We start from the raw sequence: 17537 nt of genomic DNA on the forward strand, positions 1-17537 counted from the left end.
TTAAAAAAATGTTAGAACAAATAATTTATACCGTAAAATAAGGGTATAAATTGCTTAAATTTTTTGCGACAAAATACGTTTAAGGGAAAAAAAATGGAGGATATGGTTAGTTGGCAAACTAATAAAAATCGGTGATGCCAATTCAAAACTGAAGATTAATTTTCTAGCAGTTTTAAATTATATAATAAAAAAGGGTCTAACTTTTTTAAAAAGTCAAACCCCTATATTTTTAAAATTTACATACTCTTTAGGATAGAGTCATAAAAATTGTATGTATTAATTTTATTTATTTTCAATTTTATTTTTTCCTTTTTCACCCAAATTAGAAATATATTCAGTAAGTTCTTGTGTGAAAGAATCGAGTACTAAAGCAGATTGTAAGATCAAATTTGTATATTCTTTTAGTTCATTTGGAGAATTTATCTCCTGTTCCAGCAATAACGATAACCCGAGAATATTAGCAATGGGTTGTCTCACTTTATGCGAGGTTATAAACATCAAATGCTCTAATCCGTTGATGTATTCTTTTTGATATTGTTGTGCTTTTTTAAGTTCTAAATTGATTTTAATTAAATCAATTGCTCTTTTTTCTTTTTCTTTATTTTGATAAGCAAGTTCTTTATTGGCAATAATTAATTCGATTGCTCGTTTTTCTTTTTCATCATTTTGAAATACCAGTTCCTCATTGGCAATTGCTAATTCAGCGGCTCTTTTTTCTTTTTCATCATTTTGAAATACTAGTTCTTCATTGGCAATAACTAATTCTGCGGCACGTTTCTCTTTTTCTTTATTTTGATAAGCAAGTTCTTCATTGGCAATAATTAATTCAATTGCTCGTTTTTCTTTTTCTTCATTTTGAAATACCAGTTCTTCATTGGCGATGACTAATTCAGCGGCTCTTTTTTCTTTTTCTATGTTTTGAAAGGCTAGTTCTTCATTGGCGATGACTAATTCAGCGGCTCGTTTCTCTTTTTCCAAATTTTGATAAGCAAGTTCTTCATTGGCAATAACTAATTCTGCAGCACGTTTCTCTTTTTCCAAATTTTGATAAGCAAGTTCAATATTAGCAATAACTAATTCAGCAGCTCGTTTTTCTTTTTCATCGTTTTGAAAAATAAGTTGTTTGTTAGTTATTATTAGCGTTTCTTTTTTTATCATTTTGTCAATTTTTAATTTAAAGCCTTTACGTTTTTTTTGCTTAGCTATAAATTTATTTTAAGTATGAAAAAAGATTTCTTCTGCAATTAAATGCAATCGTTATTTGGAGAGTGACCTGTTTAAATTTAGACCTTTATATTATCAGAATGCTTTGTTACCACATTAGTGACTACAAATTGTAATAATGTCCCTAATAGTCTTTTTATTGGATTATGAGAAGAGCCTAACAATACTTTTTTTGTCAAATAACCTGTAGACATTCCAATGGCATTACTAATTAAGTTCCCTTTTATCTCAGATGAAGTTGTTATTTCGCTAAAAACACTTTTAATGATGTTTAAAGGTTTTAAACTTTCATAAGTTAATTCAAACTGTTGTTTTAAAGAGATTAATTCTATGGCTTGTTTGTTTTCTAATAAAACGATAGCTTCGTTAAGCTTATCGGTTTCGTTGCTTTTTTTCATCCTATTTTTTTATTAAGCATTTTAGTGATAATGAAATTACTGATAGGGGTTTTAATCCATTGATCCTTAAAAGTGTATAGTATAATTGAAACTAGAAAATAAGCACTTCCTACGATAAAAAAGCCTAAATATGGTTTTCCCATTAATTCACCTATCCATAAAGAGAGACCAATATTAGTAAGCAGAACAAACATTACAACAACAATAGCTACGGTTAATCTGGAAAGTAGAGAGGATAAAACATCTGCTGATGTATCAATTGCATTAAGCTTTACCAATTCAGCGGTTGTTCTTGTATAGTTCTCCGCTTTTTCAAAAAGCGTTTCTATTGTTGTTGCATAGTTGTCCATAATTTAATTTTAATTGAGATTATAGTTTAGAAATTTTAATGAATTGACTGCTTCAATTTAGATTTCTAATTTTTGAATTTCCTTTTTTGTTTTTTCTAATTTGTCTTTTCCTGCTGATAGCAGATCTTGACCTTCTAACCATATATCTTCATATTTTTTAGATACTGTGCCTAATAAATTATCATATTTATCTTTTAAGTCATCAGCATAATCATTGCCTTTACTTAAGATTCTTTTTCTTGTTTTCTTTCCTTTTTCCGGAGCAAATAATATACCCATTAATGCACCTGCTGCAAGACCACCTAATACTCCTAATATTACTTTATCTGTTTTCATAGTTAATTTTTTTGTTTTTAAATATTGATTTTTATAATCTTCGCCCTTGAATCAGTCTTAAAATTATTGCAATTATTGCAATTACTAATAATATGTGTATAATAGATCCTGCACTGTATGCAAAGAATCCAATTGCCCAAAAAATAATTAATATTACTGCTAATGTGTAAAGAAGATTGCTCATGATTTCTGTTTTTTAATGATTAGTATTTAAAATGTTATTTAGTAAAGTTAAAATAAAATAAAACGTAATGTATTGTTTTTCAGTGTTTTGTGTGATATTTTTTTTTAACGTAATCTGAAATTTATTCTATTATTTTTTTGATTAAAATGAAAAAGCTGCGTAAAAACTTAAGACACTGTTTTTAGCATCTGGAGAAGTGAAATTACTACTGGTATTATCTTTACCAATTTTGGTTAATCCATAATTGTAACGAACTCCAAAACTTACTGGTTCTAAATCAAGTCCCACACCTCCTGCAAGACCTGCATCAAAGCGATTGAAGTCATCAGTGTTAATGTTATTTTCAAAATTATAACTGCCGTTATTTGATTTGTTAGTAGTTTTTCCGCTAATTAAGTAAGCAGCATAAGGGCCTGCATGTATATTGAAATTCTTTGTAACGTTTACAACTAATAAAATAGGTACTTCAATATAATCTAATTTAAATTGTGCAGTTCCGCTTACTAATGCATTGTTGTAAACAAGTTCGGCTCCTTTTCCTGTATAAGAAATTTCGGGTTGAATAGCTATAAAATTTGATACTGGTAATTTAGCAAAGAAACCTGCATTAAAGCCTGTCAATACATTGTTGTCATCTACATTATCGGTGTAAAGGTTAGAGAAATTCACACCACCTTTAATACCAAATTTAGGTACATTTTCTTGAGCTTTTACTCCTGTGAAAGCCATGAAAGTTAGGATTAGTGAAGCTGAGATTAATATTCTTGATTTTTTCATTTTTGTTTCTTTAAATTTAATTTATAGTGTAATTTCTATCTTACAAAGGTCAGCACGATAACAGCGAAAAGTGTTACAATACTTTCTGTATAATTTACATTATTCACACTTTCTTGAATGATTATGAGTTATTTAAGGTTTTGTTGCAGTAGGGGGAAATTAAAATAACAAAAGGCGAGTTAAATAAAACTCGCCTTTTAATGATGTGTATTGTTATTTATTTTAAATTAGAAGCTAATAAATTGTTTTTTTACTGTAATTTTAGTTTTTATGTTGGGAGTAAAGAAATTATTCCCCTTTTATTATTCAAACTAGGGCAATCAGGTTATTCCGTCTTGAGTTATTTTATGTGATTAGACAAGTTATTAATTTATGAGAAATAGCTGTAAATAAATTGGATGTTTATACTATAATTGATTTACAGGTTTTTAATAACGGTCAGTAATTCTTCTTTAGTTTTGCCTAATTTTATTTGTAGTTTTCTGATCATTTCGTCTTTCATACTTTCCTTAAAAAGTAAATCATTATCAGTTAAAGCGGCAAATTTTTGTTTCAATTTTCCTTTTTGCTCTTCCCAATTTCCTTCTAGTTCTATACTGTCCATTGCTATTGTATTTATGTGTTGAAAAAATATTCACCACGTTACAAAGTTGAGGGAGTAAGCGTCAAAATGAATTATATAATTGCAGTGAAGATTTGCAATATTCACAGATTACTGACAAGAAGTAGTTTTTTAAACAAATAATAATTAATTATCTTCTTCGTCTAGTTCTTTTATTTTTTCAGCTAATTCGCTGTATTCTTTTGAAAGTTCTGTGATTTCTTTTTCAGTTTTTACGTCAGCGTTCAATACAGCATTACTGGCAGTTTCATGAGATGAAACTAATTCATTTACTTTTAAATGTAATGAAGCTGAAAATCGGTTAAATGATTTTTGGATAATAAATAAACTTAAAAAGGTAACTCCAAAAATAATATCTCCAATGATTTGATGTATATCCATTGTTGTAAATAGATTATTAATCCACCACCAAAGCACTAAGCATAGTGCAAAAATAAATGTAATAGGATTGCCAAGTATAGCTGTTACTGTTGAGGTCAGTTTTTCAAAAAGCTGTTCCAAACGGCTGTATATCTTCATCATAAAAAATATTTACAGGTTTATTTATTTTCTGTTTTAGTATGATTTGGTGCATATTTCTTTAGTATAGAGTTTAATGATTCGTAATAATCTTTCAATATTTTAATATTGATTTTAGGATTTTTGTTATCAGGGATTGTTTCCGGCATTTCTATTAAATATTTGGATAATTCAGGATATTCATTTCGTATTTTTAAAGTCATTTTTAAGATAGCATCATTTAGCTCTTTTTCTGTTTCCATGATATTTTGATTTAATTTTTTAATAAAATAAAAAAAATTAAACTATCAGAAGTGTATCTCATTGCAAGGATGCTTCAAAATAGTTTAATTTTTTATTAACCTATGATAATCTCTTAGTTTCATTAGAAACAGAGTGTACTATAAGACCTATTCTTACAAAAGAATTATAGTTCCTAAATCAGTTGTATTACCTGTTGTCACTACAATAGTAGTTTTGGTAACAGGAGCTAAAGGCAATACAGGAGTAATCGTTACATTATAGGTACCTGCAGGAAGTCCCATAATTAAAAATTCGCCACTTGTATTTACGTTTGTTGAATAGGATGAATTAGTAACTGCATCGACAGCTGTAACTACAGCTATACTTCCTGTAGGGGTAACTTTTCCTTTAATGGAACCGCTTATAGCCGCTTCGATCGTTCTAATAACTGGTTTCAATTTATAGGCCCCGTTACCAGTACTGACAATAGATTTATTAGCATCAAAATCAAGGAGTACACTATACAATATACCTTGTTCAAGCGTTTGATGAACCTGTAATTTTAATCCCGTTTGATCTGCACTAGGAGTACTTAAAGGATAGCTGACATTGTTAATTTTCACTGTGTTTTCAGTTCCTAGTATAAGTCTGATTTGTTCTACTTTAGAAATTTCTAATGAATCAGTGGCAATTAACGTACTCACTCCATTAGAAAAATCAAGCAGATTGTAAATCCCTTTTCGAACATTTAATGAGACTGTTTGGCCAGCATCACCAGTTATTTCCACACCTAGAATATCTACATTTACTTCGTCATATGGACCTGGAGCATCAGTCATTCGTACAGCGTACGGATAACTAGCTGTTGAATTATCATTATTGCATGAATTCAATAAGAATCCAAGAAGAATGAAAGACAGAATAAGATTGATTTTTTTCATTTTATTTTATTTTTTAGATAATAAATAATACTTTGAGTATTATGTAAAGGTAGTATCATCTTTAAAACGCAGTATTATATAACTTTATTTTTAAATTGTAATATTCTCACTTTTAAGACTTTAAGTTTAAGTATTTTAGTGTTAAAATTATTTTTTTGTAGTATTCTCATCAACAAATTTTAAATCTTTTTTCAATTCTAATTCTTGTTGGTCATCTAATTCCTGTTGTTTTTTTTCTTCCGCTTTTTTCTGTTTATTAAAATAACCTCTTAATAAAAAATTATGTTTAGCAGCCTCAATAACTTCATTAAGTCCCTTTGTACCAGTGTTGACATTAGTTAAGGTTGAGTCAACCATTTTTCCCATCTTTTCATCACTGACCAGTTTAGATAAAGCACCTTTTCCGCTATTCATTTTTGTTGTAAAACTTGCAAATTCATTTGAACTGCTTTCTAAGTTGTCAAGTGTGTTTTTTAGACTACCAGCAAATTCTTGATCGGTCATTAATTTTGATAATGTTCCTTTTCCATTGTTCATATTATAGGTAAATTGTGCTAATTGAGCGGTAATAATACCGGCATTATCAACGCTTGTTTTCACACTACTCATAATGTCTTCCATATCAATGGGTTTTCTTGAGGCAATGATGTCATTATCTTTTACTGATTTATTCGAATGGGTTCCTGGCGATATTGTTAATACTTTGTCTCCCATTAACCCGTCTGAGCCAATACTGGCTATTGCATCCGTTTTTATAAACTGTTGTACCTCATCTTTTATCAAAAATTTTACTACTACCGAGGTGTCAGTAACTAATTCGATTTCACTTACAGTCCCAATATTAATACCTGAAAAGCGCACATTATTTCCTACTTCAAGACCACTTACGGATTTAAAGTTAGATTTTAAATGAAATGTTGAACCAAATATATTTTTCTGTTTCCCTACAAAATAAATTGTGGCTATAAAGAGTACTAATCCAATTATTACAAACATTCCCAATTTCCATTGGAACCCAGATTCTTTATTCATAGTTTTTGATTTATTTTTTTAATTTTCTGTTTAAATGAAAAAGGAGCGAACCCATTCGTCATCACTTTTTTCTAAGGATTCATAACTGCCTTCGGCATGTATTATACCTTCTTTTAAAATAACTATCCTATCACTAGTATGTTTTGCACATGCCATATCGTGTGTGATGATGATAGAACTTGTTTTATTTTTTTTCTGAAGATCTAATATTAATTCGCTTATTTCTCTGGAAGTAATCGTGTCTAATCCAGTGGTGGGTTCGTCATAAAGGATTATTTCCGGTTTTAAAATAAGTGTTCGTGCCAGACCAACTCTTTTTCGCATACCTCCTGATAATTCCGAAGGCATTTTATCAATAGCATCCGCTAAACCTACGCTTTGTAATACTTCTGAAATTTCAGTTTGCAATTCTTCTTTTGATAAACCGGTAACATGTCGTCTTAAAGTAAAACTAAGATTCTCTCTTACACTCATTGAGTCGTATAGTGCTGCGTTTTGAAAAAGAAATCCAATCCGGACTCTAATTTCATTCAGTTCTTTAGTATCTATTTTGGTAATATCAGTATCAAATACAGTAATTTCACCTTTGTCCGCTATTACTAATCCCACTATGCATTTTATAGTTATCGATTTTCCGGATCCTGACTTTCCTAATACAACTACATTTTCGCCTTTATTTACGCAGAGATTAACTCCCTTTAACACCTCGTTATCTCCAAAAGCTTTATGTAAATCCTTAATTTCTATTATAGGAGTATTTTCAATAGTAGTTTTGTCTATAGCTATGTTTGCTTTTTCTTGTATCATTTTAAAAGAATAAATCAGTTAATTGTACTGCAAGCATGTCTATAATAAATATAGTCAGTGATGCAGTTACTACTGCTGAGTTTGCTGCTTTACCTACGCTTTCAGTTCCATTTGAAGCATTAAAACCCTTATAACATCCTATCATTCCGATGAAAAATCCAAAGAAAAAAGTTTTAATCGTGGCCGGTATAATGTCTAAAAAGGTCAATGATTCAAAAACTTGAGAAGTATACCGTGTCAGGTTAACATCACTATGCATATTTACGCCTATATATCCTCCAAATATTCCAATTCCATCAGCATAAATAACTAAAACCGGAATCATAAGTGTAGTGGCTAATATCCTTGTCACTACTAAATATTTGAACGGATTTATGGCTGCAACTTCCATGGCGTCAATTTGTTCCGTAACTTTCATCGAACCTAACTCTGCACCAATGCCGGAAGAAACCTTTCCTGCACAAATTAATGCTGTAATTACAGGTGCAATTTCTCTTATTAAGGAAAGCGCAACCATTCCAGGTAACCAAGATTCGGCACCAAATTTCGCTAAAGTTGGTCTGGATTGAAGTGTGAGGACTAATCCCATTATAAAACCAGTTATAGTCACTAATGGTAAAGATTTATATCCTATAGAATAGCATTGTTTAATAAACGTTCGCATTTCATAAGGAGGTATAAAAACTTCACTAAAAAAACGTTTCGTAAATAGTGTTACTTTACCAAAATCGTTAAAAGTATTTTTTAAATATAGAATCAAAATAAAATATTTTAATTGTGATTAATTGATTGGATGCAGTTGATTAACCTATAAATTATGATAGTTATACTATCATAATTTATTTATAAGCCTTTTTGAAAGAATAAAATAGGATTGGTGAAATTTGTCTTTGGTATAAAAACAATAAAATCAATACTTAATTTTTGAAAAGGTTTTACATTTTATATTTCAATTTTTTAATAGAAAACCTTTGTTTTTACGGAGTTTATTTAAAATATTTATTACTGAATAATCTGTCTCGCAGTTCTATTATTCTGGAATTATCAACAGTAATTAATGAATATTGTTTTCGTAACATAACTTGTTGCTCAAAACTTAAATGTTTCATTTTAAAAACTAATGCATTTTTATAATATTGTCCAGCTATATGTTCATACGATTCGCAGTAATTAATGACATCCTGGCTATCTTTACAAATAAGCGATGCTTTGAGATTAATCCAAAATTTCGAAAATCGGTTATTTTTTTTATAGTTATCTCTTGGATTTCCTCCTAATTTTTCAATTTCTTTTATAAGTTCTGATTTGCATTTCAGGCTTGTTTGTTGAAATTCTAAAAAAAGTTTTTTTAGCCCTTTTTTTTCAGTAGAATTTAAAGCAGTTTTATAACCCTCTATTCTGTCATTATTAATCTCTACAAGTGTATTTAATACTTCGATTGATTTATTAGTATCCATTGTTATTCAATTTAAATTAATGACTATCAGTTTTATACAAAGTTGGTGACTATCTAAAGAATATCTGTTACATAAATTTTTATAGAAATTACAATATTCACAGTTTTTTTAAGATCAATTTTAGGAGAGTTGTTTGTTTTTACTAAGGATTAAAACAATTCCTCCCGTAGCCAGTACTATTCCAACTATTGGTGACCATACTATCGGATGATTTACTTCTTTATTGATTTGTATAGGACCTATGTCGACTATTTTTTCAGTTGTTATATAATTAAAGCTGTTATAAAGCATCATTATTACTCCAATAATTACCATTACGATTCCTATAGTACGTGTTTGCATTTTTTTATAATTTAAAATTGATTAGTAAAATTTTTAGGCTTTTGAAAAATATTCTCTTACAAAATCATGTTTTTGATTTTCAGTCATTTTATCTGTATTTTTAATTTCAATTTTGATTTTTAAGAAACGCTCATCTTCACTTAATAAGTCAAATAATTCTATTTTAGCATCAGTTGGTCCAAAAAGAATTACTCGTTTATAATTTTTTATAGCCTCTGCTATTTTTTTATAATAATCAAAAAGTTGTTTGGTCTCTTTTTTAGGTGTAAGATTTTTATTTTTCACTACACTTTCATGTTGGAGATCAGTAGTTAAATTTGATTCGATTGTTTCTATTTCAAAATGTTTAGATGTAAATTCCATTAAATGAGCAATAGAGTGATCCATCCAAATGCCTAATTTTTTTGTAGTTTTCATGATATTCTTTTTAATAGTTCCTAGACGTGGTATTGTATTACAATTACAGCTTGTTTAATTGTATTAATAAGTTAAATTTCAGTATTTTAATCGTTAAAATGATTATATAACTTTTGATAAAAGTTATATAATTTACATGTTTGTAAATTTGAATTTTATAATGCTTTTTAAGCATAAAAAAAGGGCTGTTGTTGTCAACAGCCCTTAATCAAAACAAAAACCTAACCTAATTTTTTTTTGGGTACATCCTCAACAGCTGTTGCATGCATAATCCCTACAACAAAATGTTTGCTGGTAATATATGATGGTCAAAACGCAAAACTTAAAAAGTATTAAAGCATTATGCAAGATAAATTTTCGTCAAATTTTTCAAATTCAGTTTCAGATTCTGATTCTTCAAAAGATTTTTTTGCGGTAATTTTACCAACTTTGCAATAACTATTATGTGCTAAATAAACTTCGTTTTCTGAGTTTTCCATTTTGTTATGAGTTAATTTTTTAATTTAAATTAGTTTAAATATCTTCTTAAAATCCAAGACATTGTTTCATGTGACTCCATCATTCCTGTTAGAAAATCAGCTGTTCCTGCATCTTTGTTTTCTTGAGTACTTAGGTCAACATCTTTTCGTAAATGAACGATGATTGTTTCATGATCGGCTAATAATTCTTTTAGCATCTCTTTTTGAGCAGGATATTGATTTGGAGATTCTTTAATTGTTGACAAATCAGAAAAATCTTTCATTGTTCCGATGGCTTTTCCGCCTAATTTACTGATACGTTCTGCAATTTCATCGATTGATTCTTCTAGTTGTTTGTATTGACCTTCGAATAATTTATGAAGTTCCATGAAACTTTCACCAGATACATTCCAATGAAATTTTCTTAGTTTAATATATAGCGTCATTTCATTTGCTAAAATTGAAGAAAGAACTGTTATACTTTTTTTTAAATGCTCTTCTGTAATTCCTATTTGTGGTTTCATATTTTCTAGATTTTTTATTGATGTTAAACTATTGCTTTTTAATGGATGATTTTTCCTGAATACAGGACTTGCATCTTTTGAATTCAAGGGTTGTAAATACTAAAAATTCACCTTACAAAGGTGGAAATCTAATAAGTTTAAAGTGTTATATAACTTTTTAAAGAACTTACAACATTCTCACATTTTATTTTTCAGAGGTGTTGATTTCAGCTTTTTTATTTTTCTTTTTAAAATAGCCTTTCAGTAAAAAATTATGTTGTAGGGCTTCTAGATCTTCATTTAGTTTTTCAGAACTGCTTTCTAAATTTCTAATAGTTTTTTTCATATTAGCACCTGATTCTTCATCATGCAACAATACGCCAATAGTAGAGTTGGGATTATTGCTGGCTTCTTTGAGATTATTCACAAATAAATTAGCAGTTTCAGTCATTTGATGCAATTGTAAAACTGATTTTTTTATCGAAGCATAAACGATTGTATCGGTTACTAATTCATTAGCAAGAGTTCCTTTGTTGTTTAGCTTTGAACTAAAATCATTCAAGGAACTAATAAGTTGTTTTGCTTTTGCGGAAGCATCATTAAGAGAAACGGTTACTGAATTTACATTGTTGTATAAGGTGTTATCATTCAATAATTTTCCAACGGTTCCTTCGCTTGTGGTGAGCTTTTTGCTGATTGTTTTGAAATTAGTGGTTATTGCCAGCAGATTTTCATTGTTCTTTTGTAGTGTATTCAAAATATTCTCTGTAGAAAATGAATTTTCAACAGCTAAAGTATCTCCTTCTTCAACAGCATTGAATTGTGGAGTGCCACCATATATAACAATGACTTTATTCCCAATGAGTCCGTCTGTACTTATTTTTGCTTTAGCATCTTTACGAATATAATCTTGTGCCTTTTTTTCAACATTCAAACTTACTAAAACAAGTGTTTTTCCATCAATAGTTATTTCGCCTACGGTTCCTATTTTTACACCTGAAAACCAAACATTATCGCCTTTTTGAAGTCCGTTTACATTATCAAAGAAAGAAACCAACAACATTTTCTTTTTGAAGGTTTCATGTAAATTGCCCACCATTAAAATTCCAACAATAAGAAATGTAAGCCCTAAAAAAATAAAAAGGCCTACAATTACAGCGCGTTTGTTTGATGAATCGTTCATGGTTTACTGTATAAAATTATAAGCAAAAAACTTTTTGACTTGATCATTATCTGCATGTAAAACGTCTTCAAATGTTCCTACTTTCGAAAACGTACCGTCAATCAACATTGCAATGCGATCGCTGGTATTTTTTGCACATGTTAAATCGTGTGTGATAATAACAGCACTTGTTTTGTATTGCTGCTGTACTTCAATAATAAGCGTATTTATTTCAGCAGATGTAATTGGGTCTAAACCTGAAGTTGGCTCATCATACAGCATTATCTCGGGCTTTAAAATCAAAGTACGTGCTATGCCAATTCTCTTACGCTGCCCTCCGGAAAGGTCTGCAGGAAGTTCCTTTATTTTATCTTTTAATCCTACAGCATCCAATGCTTCTTCTACAGAATAATCAACTTGTTTTCTCGTCAAGTGTTTTACATTCATAATTAATGGAAAAGCCAGATTTTGATATACATCCATGCTATCATATAAAGCACTGTTTTGAAATGAAAATCCTATGTGTAGTCGTAGTTCATCTAATTCTTTTCCATTTAAATCAGCAACTTTTTTTCCTAATACAGCAACTTCCCCTTTGTCAGGTTGTAATAAACCCGCAATAATTTTTATTAATACGGATTTACCAGAACCGGATTTACCCAGAACAGCTACGTTTTCACCTCTATAAATGCTTAAGTCTATGCCTTTCAAAACGTCCAATTCACCAAAGGATTTGTATAGACCATTGATTGTTATAACGGATTCTTCTTTATTAATACTATGTTGTATTTTATCCTTTTTCATGTTTAAAAATATCGAATCCAATTTACAACCTGCACAATGACAACTTCTTCAAAAAAAATAAGAAATATGGAAAGTATGACCGCTTGATTAGTTGCTTTTCCTACGCCACGAGTACCTTGAGTGGCAAAAAAACCTTTGTAACAACCTATAATTCCTATTGTAAATCCATAAACGATAGATTTAGTTAATGATGAAAAAATATCCAGAAAAGAAATATTTGAAAAAGCATTTTTATAAAAAATTTCTAAACTTGTCATTTCTTCATTGTGAACATTGTAGTACGAACCCAATAGTCCAACAAAACTGCAATACAATGCAAGTATGGGAATAGAAATAGTTGTTGCAATTACCCGCGTAACCACTAAGTATTTAAAAGGATTAATTGCTGAAACTTCCATCGCTTCAATTTGCTCCGTAACTTTCATGGAACCTAATTCGGCACTAATGCTGGAACCTACTTTACCAGCACAAATAAGTGCTGTTACTAATGGCCCTAACGCTCTTACAATGGCAATCCCAATTAAGGAAGGCAGCCACGAAACTGCTCCAAAAGTTTCCAACGAAGGTCGTGATTGTTTTGTAAAAACTACTCCTACAATAAACCCTGTCAATATTATTAATGAAAGTGATTTTAATCCAATTTCGAAACATTGATTAATAATTTCACGCCAATGAAAAGGCAGTGTAAATACTTGTTTAAAAAAACGAATGGTAAATTGATAGCCTTTATGAACGCCTTCTAAATAGGAATCGATTCCTTTAGAAAATAAATATTTCTTTGTTTTAAGCGTTTCCATTTTGGAGCTTTTCTATGTTGTTACTATGCTATCACTTTATGCTGTTTTTATTTAAAAAAGATTCACTTCAAATAGGATTGTATCCTTATTTGGTTAACATTATAAATTTACAAAAATAAATTACACAAAGATTGATTTTTAAGAGTATATATTATTTATAATCAGTATTTTATGTATTTATTTTAAATTTAATACTAATTTAAATAGTAGTTAATTATCGTTTTTATACCGATATTGGTAGGATATAAAAAAGTACTTGTTTAGACTTTTTTTGAGGCTGTATGGAATGTTTTTTTCTGAATATCCAATGTATAAATGAAACAATAAATAACAAAATATGGCCTTATTAGCACTTATCCGACACGGAGAATCGATTTATAATTTAGAGAATCGTTTCACAGGAAATCTAGATATAGGACTGACTTCTCAAGGAGAAAAAGAAGCTAGACTTGCAGGAACCAAGTTAAAGGAATTCAGCTTTTCTTATGCATATACTTCAGTACTGAATAGGGCAGTGGCCTCTTTGAAAATTATCTTAGAAGAAATGCAACAAAATACTATTCCTGTGATTAAGGATAAAGCTCTAAATGAAAGAATGTATGGCAGTTTACAAGGACTTAATAAAGAAGAAGTAGCAAAAAAATACGGAGAGAATCAGGTGGAAATATGGAGAAGAAGTTATGAAGTTCGCCCTCCAGATGGAGAAAGTTTAGAAGATACCTACAATAGAATTGTACCCTATTATAAACAAGAAATAGAGCCAAAGCTAAAATCCGGTAAAAATATTTTGATAGTGGCACATGGCAATAGTCTTAGAGCTTTATTGATGTATTTAGAAAATATTAGCCGGATAGATATAACCAAAATAGATATTCCCACCGGAACACCCCGACTTTATGATTTAGATTCTACTCTAAAGATTAAAAACGTAAAATATCTATAGATACAAAGATTAAGCAATAGATACTTCTTTGGTCAAGTAAATTTCCTGTACGGCGTTTATAAGTTTAACACCTTCGTTAAAGGGGCGCTGAAAAGCTTTTCGACCCATTATCATTCCTGCTCCACCGGCACGTTTATTTATTACAGCTGTTTTTATGGCTTCTGCCAAATCCGTATCGCCTTTTGATTCCCCACCGGAGTTAATCATGCTAATGCGCCCTGAATAACAATTCATAACCTGATAACGGCATAAATCGATTGGATGATCACTGGCTAATTTGGTATACATTTCAGGATTTGTTTTGGCAAATTTTATGGCTGTAAAACCACCATTATTAGTTGGCACTTTTTGTTTGATAATATCTGCCTGAATCGAAACTCCTAAATAATTGGCCTGACCGGTAATATCAGCAGCCGTATTATAATCAATACCGTTTTTTATAAAACTGTCGTTTCTGGAATAACACCAAAGAATTGTCGCCATTCCTAAATTATGTGCTTCTTCAAAAGCGCTAGCTATTTCTATGATTTGTCTGTCTGATTCGGCTGAACCAAAATAAACAGTTGCTCCAACAGCAACAGCTCCCATATTCCAAGCATCTCGAACACTTCCAAACATAATTTGATTGTATTTATTGGGATAAGTCATTAGCTCGTTATGATTCAATTTTACCACAAACGGAATTTTATGTGCATATTTTCTGGATAACATTGCCAGTCCTCCCATTGTAGAAGCGACAGCATTACAATTAGCTTCGATAGCTAATTTTATAATGTTTTCAGGGTCAAAATAAATGGGATTTGGAGAAAAGGAACTTCCAGCTGTATGCTCAATTCCTTGATCTACTGGTAAAATAGAAAGATAGCCCGTATTGCCAAGTCGTCCATGTAGGTATAATTGGTTCAAACTCCGAAGAGTTTGTGCATTACGATTGCTTTGCAGAAAATTAGTATCAATATGGAAAGGAGTTGGGATGTGAATCTGGTCTTTCGAAATTGTTTTACAAATATGGTTCAACAAAGAGTCTTTTTCATTGCCTAATAAATTCAATAATTGAGCTATATCTTTCATTTTAACTTTGAATTGAATGAATTTCTAATACATTTTTTACAAAAATGCTTATTTTGATTTAACCTTTATAAACGGGATAATCAGTATATCCTTTCTCATCAGCAGTATAAAACAAATCCATATTTAAGTCTTCAGACAAAGGCCAATTGTTTTTGAATCGTTCCACTAAATCAGGATTATTGATAAACGGGCGTCCAAAAGCGATGAGGTCAGCTAAACCGCTTTCAATTGTAGCTTCAGCTGATTCTTTGTCAAAACCACCACAAAGAATCAAGGTGTTTTTAAAATTCTTACGTATTAATTTTTTAATTTCTAAAGGTACTGGCGGTGCCCCCATGGCAGAATGGTCCACAAGATGAATATAGGCAATGTCCAGTTTGTTAAGTTCCTTTGATAGGTAATCGTAAGTAGCATCAATTTCAGGATAATGAGGCATATCACTGGCTACTCCATAAGGTGATAAACGAATCCCGGTTTTATCTTTACCAATGGCATTTGCAACAGCAGTAACAACTTCAATTACAAAGCGGCATCGGTTTTCAATACTTCCACCATAATTATCAGTTCGGATGTTGCTTATTGGTGAAAGAAATTCTTCTAGTAAATAGCCATTGGCCGAATGTAATTCTACGCCATCAAATTTGGCAAATAAAGCATTTTCTGCAGCGGCAACATATTCTGTTCGGGCATGAAGTATTTCTTGCGCAGTCATTTCTTTTGGAACTACAAAGTCTTGCAAGCCTTTCAAATCGGTCCACATTTGTCCAGATGCTTTAACTTGAGAAGGAGCAAGGATGTGAGCATCTTTATGCATATTCAATGGGTGACTAATTCTTCCTGAATGCATCAATTGAACAATTATTTTTCCTCCGTTTTTATGAACTGCTGTTGTTGTTGTTTTCCAGCCTTCTACTTGAAGTTCACTAAATATTCCCGGGATTCGGGCATATCCAAGTCCGTTGGGTGATGGCGATGTTCCCTCAGTTATAATTAATCCAGCATTGGAACGTTGCAAATAATATTCCTTCATCAGTTCATTAGGGATATTCTCAATTGCTCTGCATCGTGTCATAGGTGCCATTACAATGCTATTTTTTAATTCGATGGAACCCACTTTTTTTGGTGCAAATAATTCGTAAGTTTTCATGTTTTTTCTATTGTTAGATTGTTGATATAAAGATAATTATATTTTACGACTTGTTTTTTAATATCCTCTGATTAAATGTGTTTTCATTTAATTAGAGGATTGTTTTTTTATACTTACAGACTCTTTATTCAATTGTTTTCAAAAAATTAAGTTAGATAACATTCTTTTAAAATATTCTGATTAACGGTTATCAAGCTCGTGTACCTATTCGTTGGTCATAGACGGAAGATTGGAAAACCTCTATGTTCTTGATGCCGTTACGCCAATCTGGCAAACCAGTAAAGATGTCACCTAACAAAATTTAATGAATTCTTTGGGATTATTACTTAATAGACTTGGAAGATCACTAAGAGCATAAGTTTTGGTGTTTCAGATTCCTGAATTCGTAATTCAGATAATTTGGTTAATCAAATCGAATTAACATATTATAATAATAGTTTTTATTATTTAAAATAATCACTATTTGATTTTTAAGGCTCAATTAGTCCATACATTGCTTCATATTTCTTCATAATATTCTCTTCGCCAATTGAGGTAAAAAATAATTCTAAACGTTGTATATGTTCTTGTGTAAATTGAAGATGTACTTTAAGAGCGTCAACTAATTCCTCTGTAGCTGCTTTTTTAATCATTATAGGAATGGAGATTGTTAATGCTTTTTCAGAAAAGTAAATTTCTTTTAGCTCTTCTACAAAAACATTACGACAATCTTCTTTTATTTCCAGGATAATTTTTTTTGAATTTCCTTTACCTTCTTTTAATGCTGCTTTTTTATCGGTAGTGGCGCTTGTACTTTTCATGGTTAATTTTTTTATCTTGTATTTTCTAATACTGTAAAGTTGAACCTTAATTCTTTTTGATGGCTTACATAATTAAAAGTATGACTTGTATTTTTTACATATTTGCATAAAAAAGGTTGTTAAAAAAATAATTTGCTTTTTTATCACAAATAAACAGCTGCAAACTTGTTGCTTGTGTCATTAATTTGTGTTCAAATTATTGTTTTTAACAACCTCTTGATTAG

Annotated in this window: 25 protein-coding genes; 1 reads left to right on the top strand and 24 read right to left on the bottom strand. The window is 30.3% G+C overall.

Annotation, left to right across the window (positions count from 1 at the left end; genetic code table 11):
• Window positions 1-282: 282 nt before the first annotated feature.
• From T410_RS11820 to T410_RS11910, 21 genes are all read right to left on the bottom strand, one after another.
• Window positions 283-1158, bottom strand: coding sequence for a hypothetical protein (locus T410_RS11820; RefSeq protein WP_035671968.1), 876 nt, complete (start codon window positions 1156-1158; stop codon window positions 283-285).
• A gap of 125 nt (window positions 1159-1283) precedes the next feature.
• Window positions 1284-1622 (bottom strand): hypothetical protein, encoded by a 339-nt coding sequence (locus T410_RS11825; RefSeq protein ID WP_035671970.1) that lies wholly within the window; start codon window positions 1620-1622, stop codon window positions 1284-1286.
• The gene (locus T410_RS11830; RefSeq protein WP_035671972.1) at window positions 1619-1972 is read right to left on the bottom strand and encodes a hypothetical protein; all 354 of its coding nucleotides are present in this window, start codon (window positions 1970-1972) and stop codon (window positions 1619-1621) included. The genes T410_RS11825 and T410_RS11830 overlap by 4 nt, the downstream gene beginning before the upstream one ends.
• Window positions 1973-2029: 57 nt before the next feature.
• Window positions 2030-2308, bottom strand: coding sequence for a YtxH domain-containing protein (locus tag T410_RS11835; protein WP_035671976.1), 279 nt, complete (start codon window positions 2306-2308; stop codon window positions 2030-2032).
• Window positions 2309-2339: 31 nt separating this feature from the next.
• On the bottom strand, window positions 2340-2492 hold the full coding sequence (locus T410_RS16930) for a lmo0937 family membrane protein (RefSeq protein ID WP_152556953.1): 153 nt from the start codon (window positions 2490-2492) through the stop codon (window positions 2340-2342).
• A 141-nt stretch (window positions 2493-2633) separates the two neighbouring features.
• Entirely contained in the window at window positions 2634-3269 is a 636-nt protein-coding gene (locus T410_RS11840; RefSeq protein WP_238567372.1) for a porin family protein, read from the bottom strand.
• Between the two features lie 418 nt (window positions 3270-3687).
• Window positions 3688-3873 carry a general stress protein CsbD gene (locus T410_RS11845; RefSeq protein ID WP_035671980.1) on the bottom strand — a complete coding sequence of 62 codons (186 nt, stop codon included), beginning with the start codon at window positions 3871-3873 and terminating at the stop codon, window positions 3688-3690.
• Window positions 3874-4017: 144 nt separating this feature from the next.
• Window positions 4018-4413 carry a low affinity iron permease family protein gene (locus T410_RS11850; protein WP_081897835.1) on the bottom strand — a complete coding sequence of 132 codons (396 nt, stop codon included), beginning with the start codon at window positions 4411-4413 and terminating at the stop codon, window positions 4018-4020.
• A 17-nt stretch (window positions 4414-4430) separates the two neighbouring features.
• The gene (locus T410_RS11855; protein ID WP_035671983.1) at window positions 4431-4652 is read right to left on the bottom strand and encodes a hypothetical protein; all 222 of its coding nucleotides are present in this window, start codon (window positions 4650-4652) and stop codon (window positions 4431-4433) included.
• A gap of 153 nt (window positions 4653-4805) precedes the next feature.
• Window positions 4806-5573 carry a DUF4382 domain-containing protein gene (locus T410_RS11860; protein WP_035671985.1) on the bottom strand — a complete coding sequence of 256 codons (768 nt, stop codon included), beginning with the start codon at window positions 5571-5573 and terminating at the stop codon, window positions 4806-4808.
• Window positions 5574-5720: 147 nt separating this feature from the next.
• Window positions 5721-6605, bottom strand: coding sequence for an MlaD family protein (locus T410_RS11865; RefSeq protein WP_035671988.1), 885 nt, complete (start codon window positions 6603-6605; stop codon window positions 5721-5723).
• 30 nt (window positions 6606-6635) lie between these two features.
• A complete protein-coding gene (locus T410_RS11870; protein WP_035671990.1) occupies window positions 6636-7412 on the bottom strand; it encodes an ABC transporter ATP-binding protein in 777 nt (258 codons plus the stop codon).
• A 1-nt stretch (window position 7413) separates the two neighbouring features.
• Window positions 7414-8172, bottom strand: coding sequence for an ABC transporter permease (locus T410_RS11875; protein ID WP_035671991.1), 759 nt, complete (start codon window positions 8170-8172; stop codon window positions 7414-7416).
• 226 nt (window positions 8173-8398) lie between these two features.
• Window positions 8399-8869, bottom strand: a complete 471-nt coding sequence (locus T410_RS11880) for a PA2169 family four-helix-bundle protein (RefSeq protein ID WP_035671993.1) — start codon at window positions 8867-8869, stop codon at window positions 8399-8401.
• A 120-nt stretch (window positions 8870-8989) separates the two neighbouring features.
• Window positions 8990-9211, bottom strand: coding sequence for a hypothetical protein (locus T410_RS11885; RefSeq protein ID WP_035671996.1), 222 nt, complete (start codon window positions 9209-9211; stop codon window positions 8990-8992).
• A gap of 33 nt (window positions 9212-9244) precedes the next feature.
• Window positions 9245-9628 (bottom strand): hypothetical protein, encoded by a 384-nt coding sequence (locus T410_RS11890; protein WP_035671999.1) that lies wholly within the window; start codon window positions 9626-9628, stop codon window positions 9245-9247.
• A 332-nt stretch (window positions 9629-9960) separates the two neighbouring features.
• Complete coding sequence (locus T410_RS17095) at window positions 9961-10107, bottom strand: hypothetical protein (protein ID WP_193743743.1); 147 nt, start codon at window positions 10105-10107, stop codon at window positions 9961-9963.
• A gap of 29 nt (window positions 10108-10136) precedes the next feature.
• A complete protein-coding gene (locus T410_RS11895; protein WP_035674471.1) occupies window positions 10137-10610 on the bottom strand; it encodes a Dps family protein in 474 nt (157 codons plus the stop codon).
• Between the two features lie 184 nt (window positions 10611-10794).
• Window positions 10795-11772: an MlaD family protein gene (locus T410_RS11900; protein ID WP_035672002.1), complete on the bottom strand. Its 978-nt coding sequence runs from the start codon at window positions 11770-11772 to the stop codon at window positions 10795-10797.
• A gap of 3 nt (window positions 11773-11775) precedes the next feature.
• Window positions 11776-12555 (bottom strand): ABC transporter ATP-binding protein, encoded by a 780-nt coding sequence (locus tag T410_RS11905; protein WP_035674473.1) that lies wholly within the window; start codon window positions 12553-12555, stop codon window positions 11776-11778.
• 2 nt (window positions 12556-12557) lie between these two features.
• Window positions 12558-13352 carry an ABC transporter permease gene (locus T410_RS11910; RefSeq protein WP_035672004.1) on the bottom strand — a complete coding sequence of 265 codons (795 nt, stop codon included), beginning with the start codon at window positions 13350-13352 and terminating at the stop codon, window positions 12558-12560.
• Window positions 13353-13689: 337 nt separating this feature from the next.
• Between T410_RS11910 and T410_RS11915 the strand changes: the two genes are divergently transcribed.
• Window positions 13690-14295, top strand: coding sequence for a 2,3-diphosphoglycerate-dependent phosphoglycerate mutase (locus T410_RS11915; RefSeq protein ID WP_035672006.1), 606 nt, complete (start codon window positions 13690-13692; stop codon window positions 14293-14295).
• A gap of 9 nt (window positions 14296-14304) precedes the next feature.
• Here T410_RS11915 and T410_RS11920 read toward each other — a convergent pair whose 3' ends face one another.
• From T410_RS11920 to T410_RS11930, 3 genes are all read right to left on the bottom strand, one after another.
• Entirely contained in the window at window positions 14305-15366 is a 1062-nt protein-coding gene (locus tag T410_RS11920) for a class I fructose-bisphosphate aldolase (RefSeq protein ID WP_035672009.1), read from the bottom strand.
• 58 nt (window positions 15367-15424) lie between these two features.
• The gene (locus tag T410_RS11925; RefSeq protein ID WP_035672011.1) at window positions 15425-16513 is read right to left on the bottom strand and encodes an alkene reductase; all 1089 of its coding nucleotides are present in this window, start codon (window positions 16511-16513) and stop codon (window positions 15425-15427) included.
• Window positions 16514-16983: 470 nt separating this feature from the next.
• On the bottom strand, window positions 16984-17313 hold the full coding sequence (locus tag T410_RS11930; RefSeq protein WP_051929407.1) for a DUF892 family protein: 330 nt from the start codon (window positions 17311-17313) through the stop codon (window positions 16984-16986).
• Window positions 17314-17537: the final 224 nt, after the last annotated feature.

It is taken from the genome of Flavobacterium sp. 83, from assembly GCF_000744835.1.
Taxonomy (GTDB): Bacteria; Bacteroidota; Bacteroidia; order Flavobacteriales; family Flavobacteriaceae; genus Flavobacterium.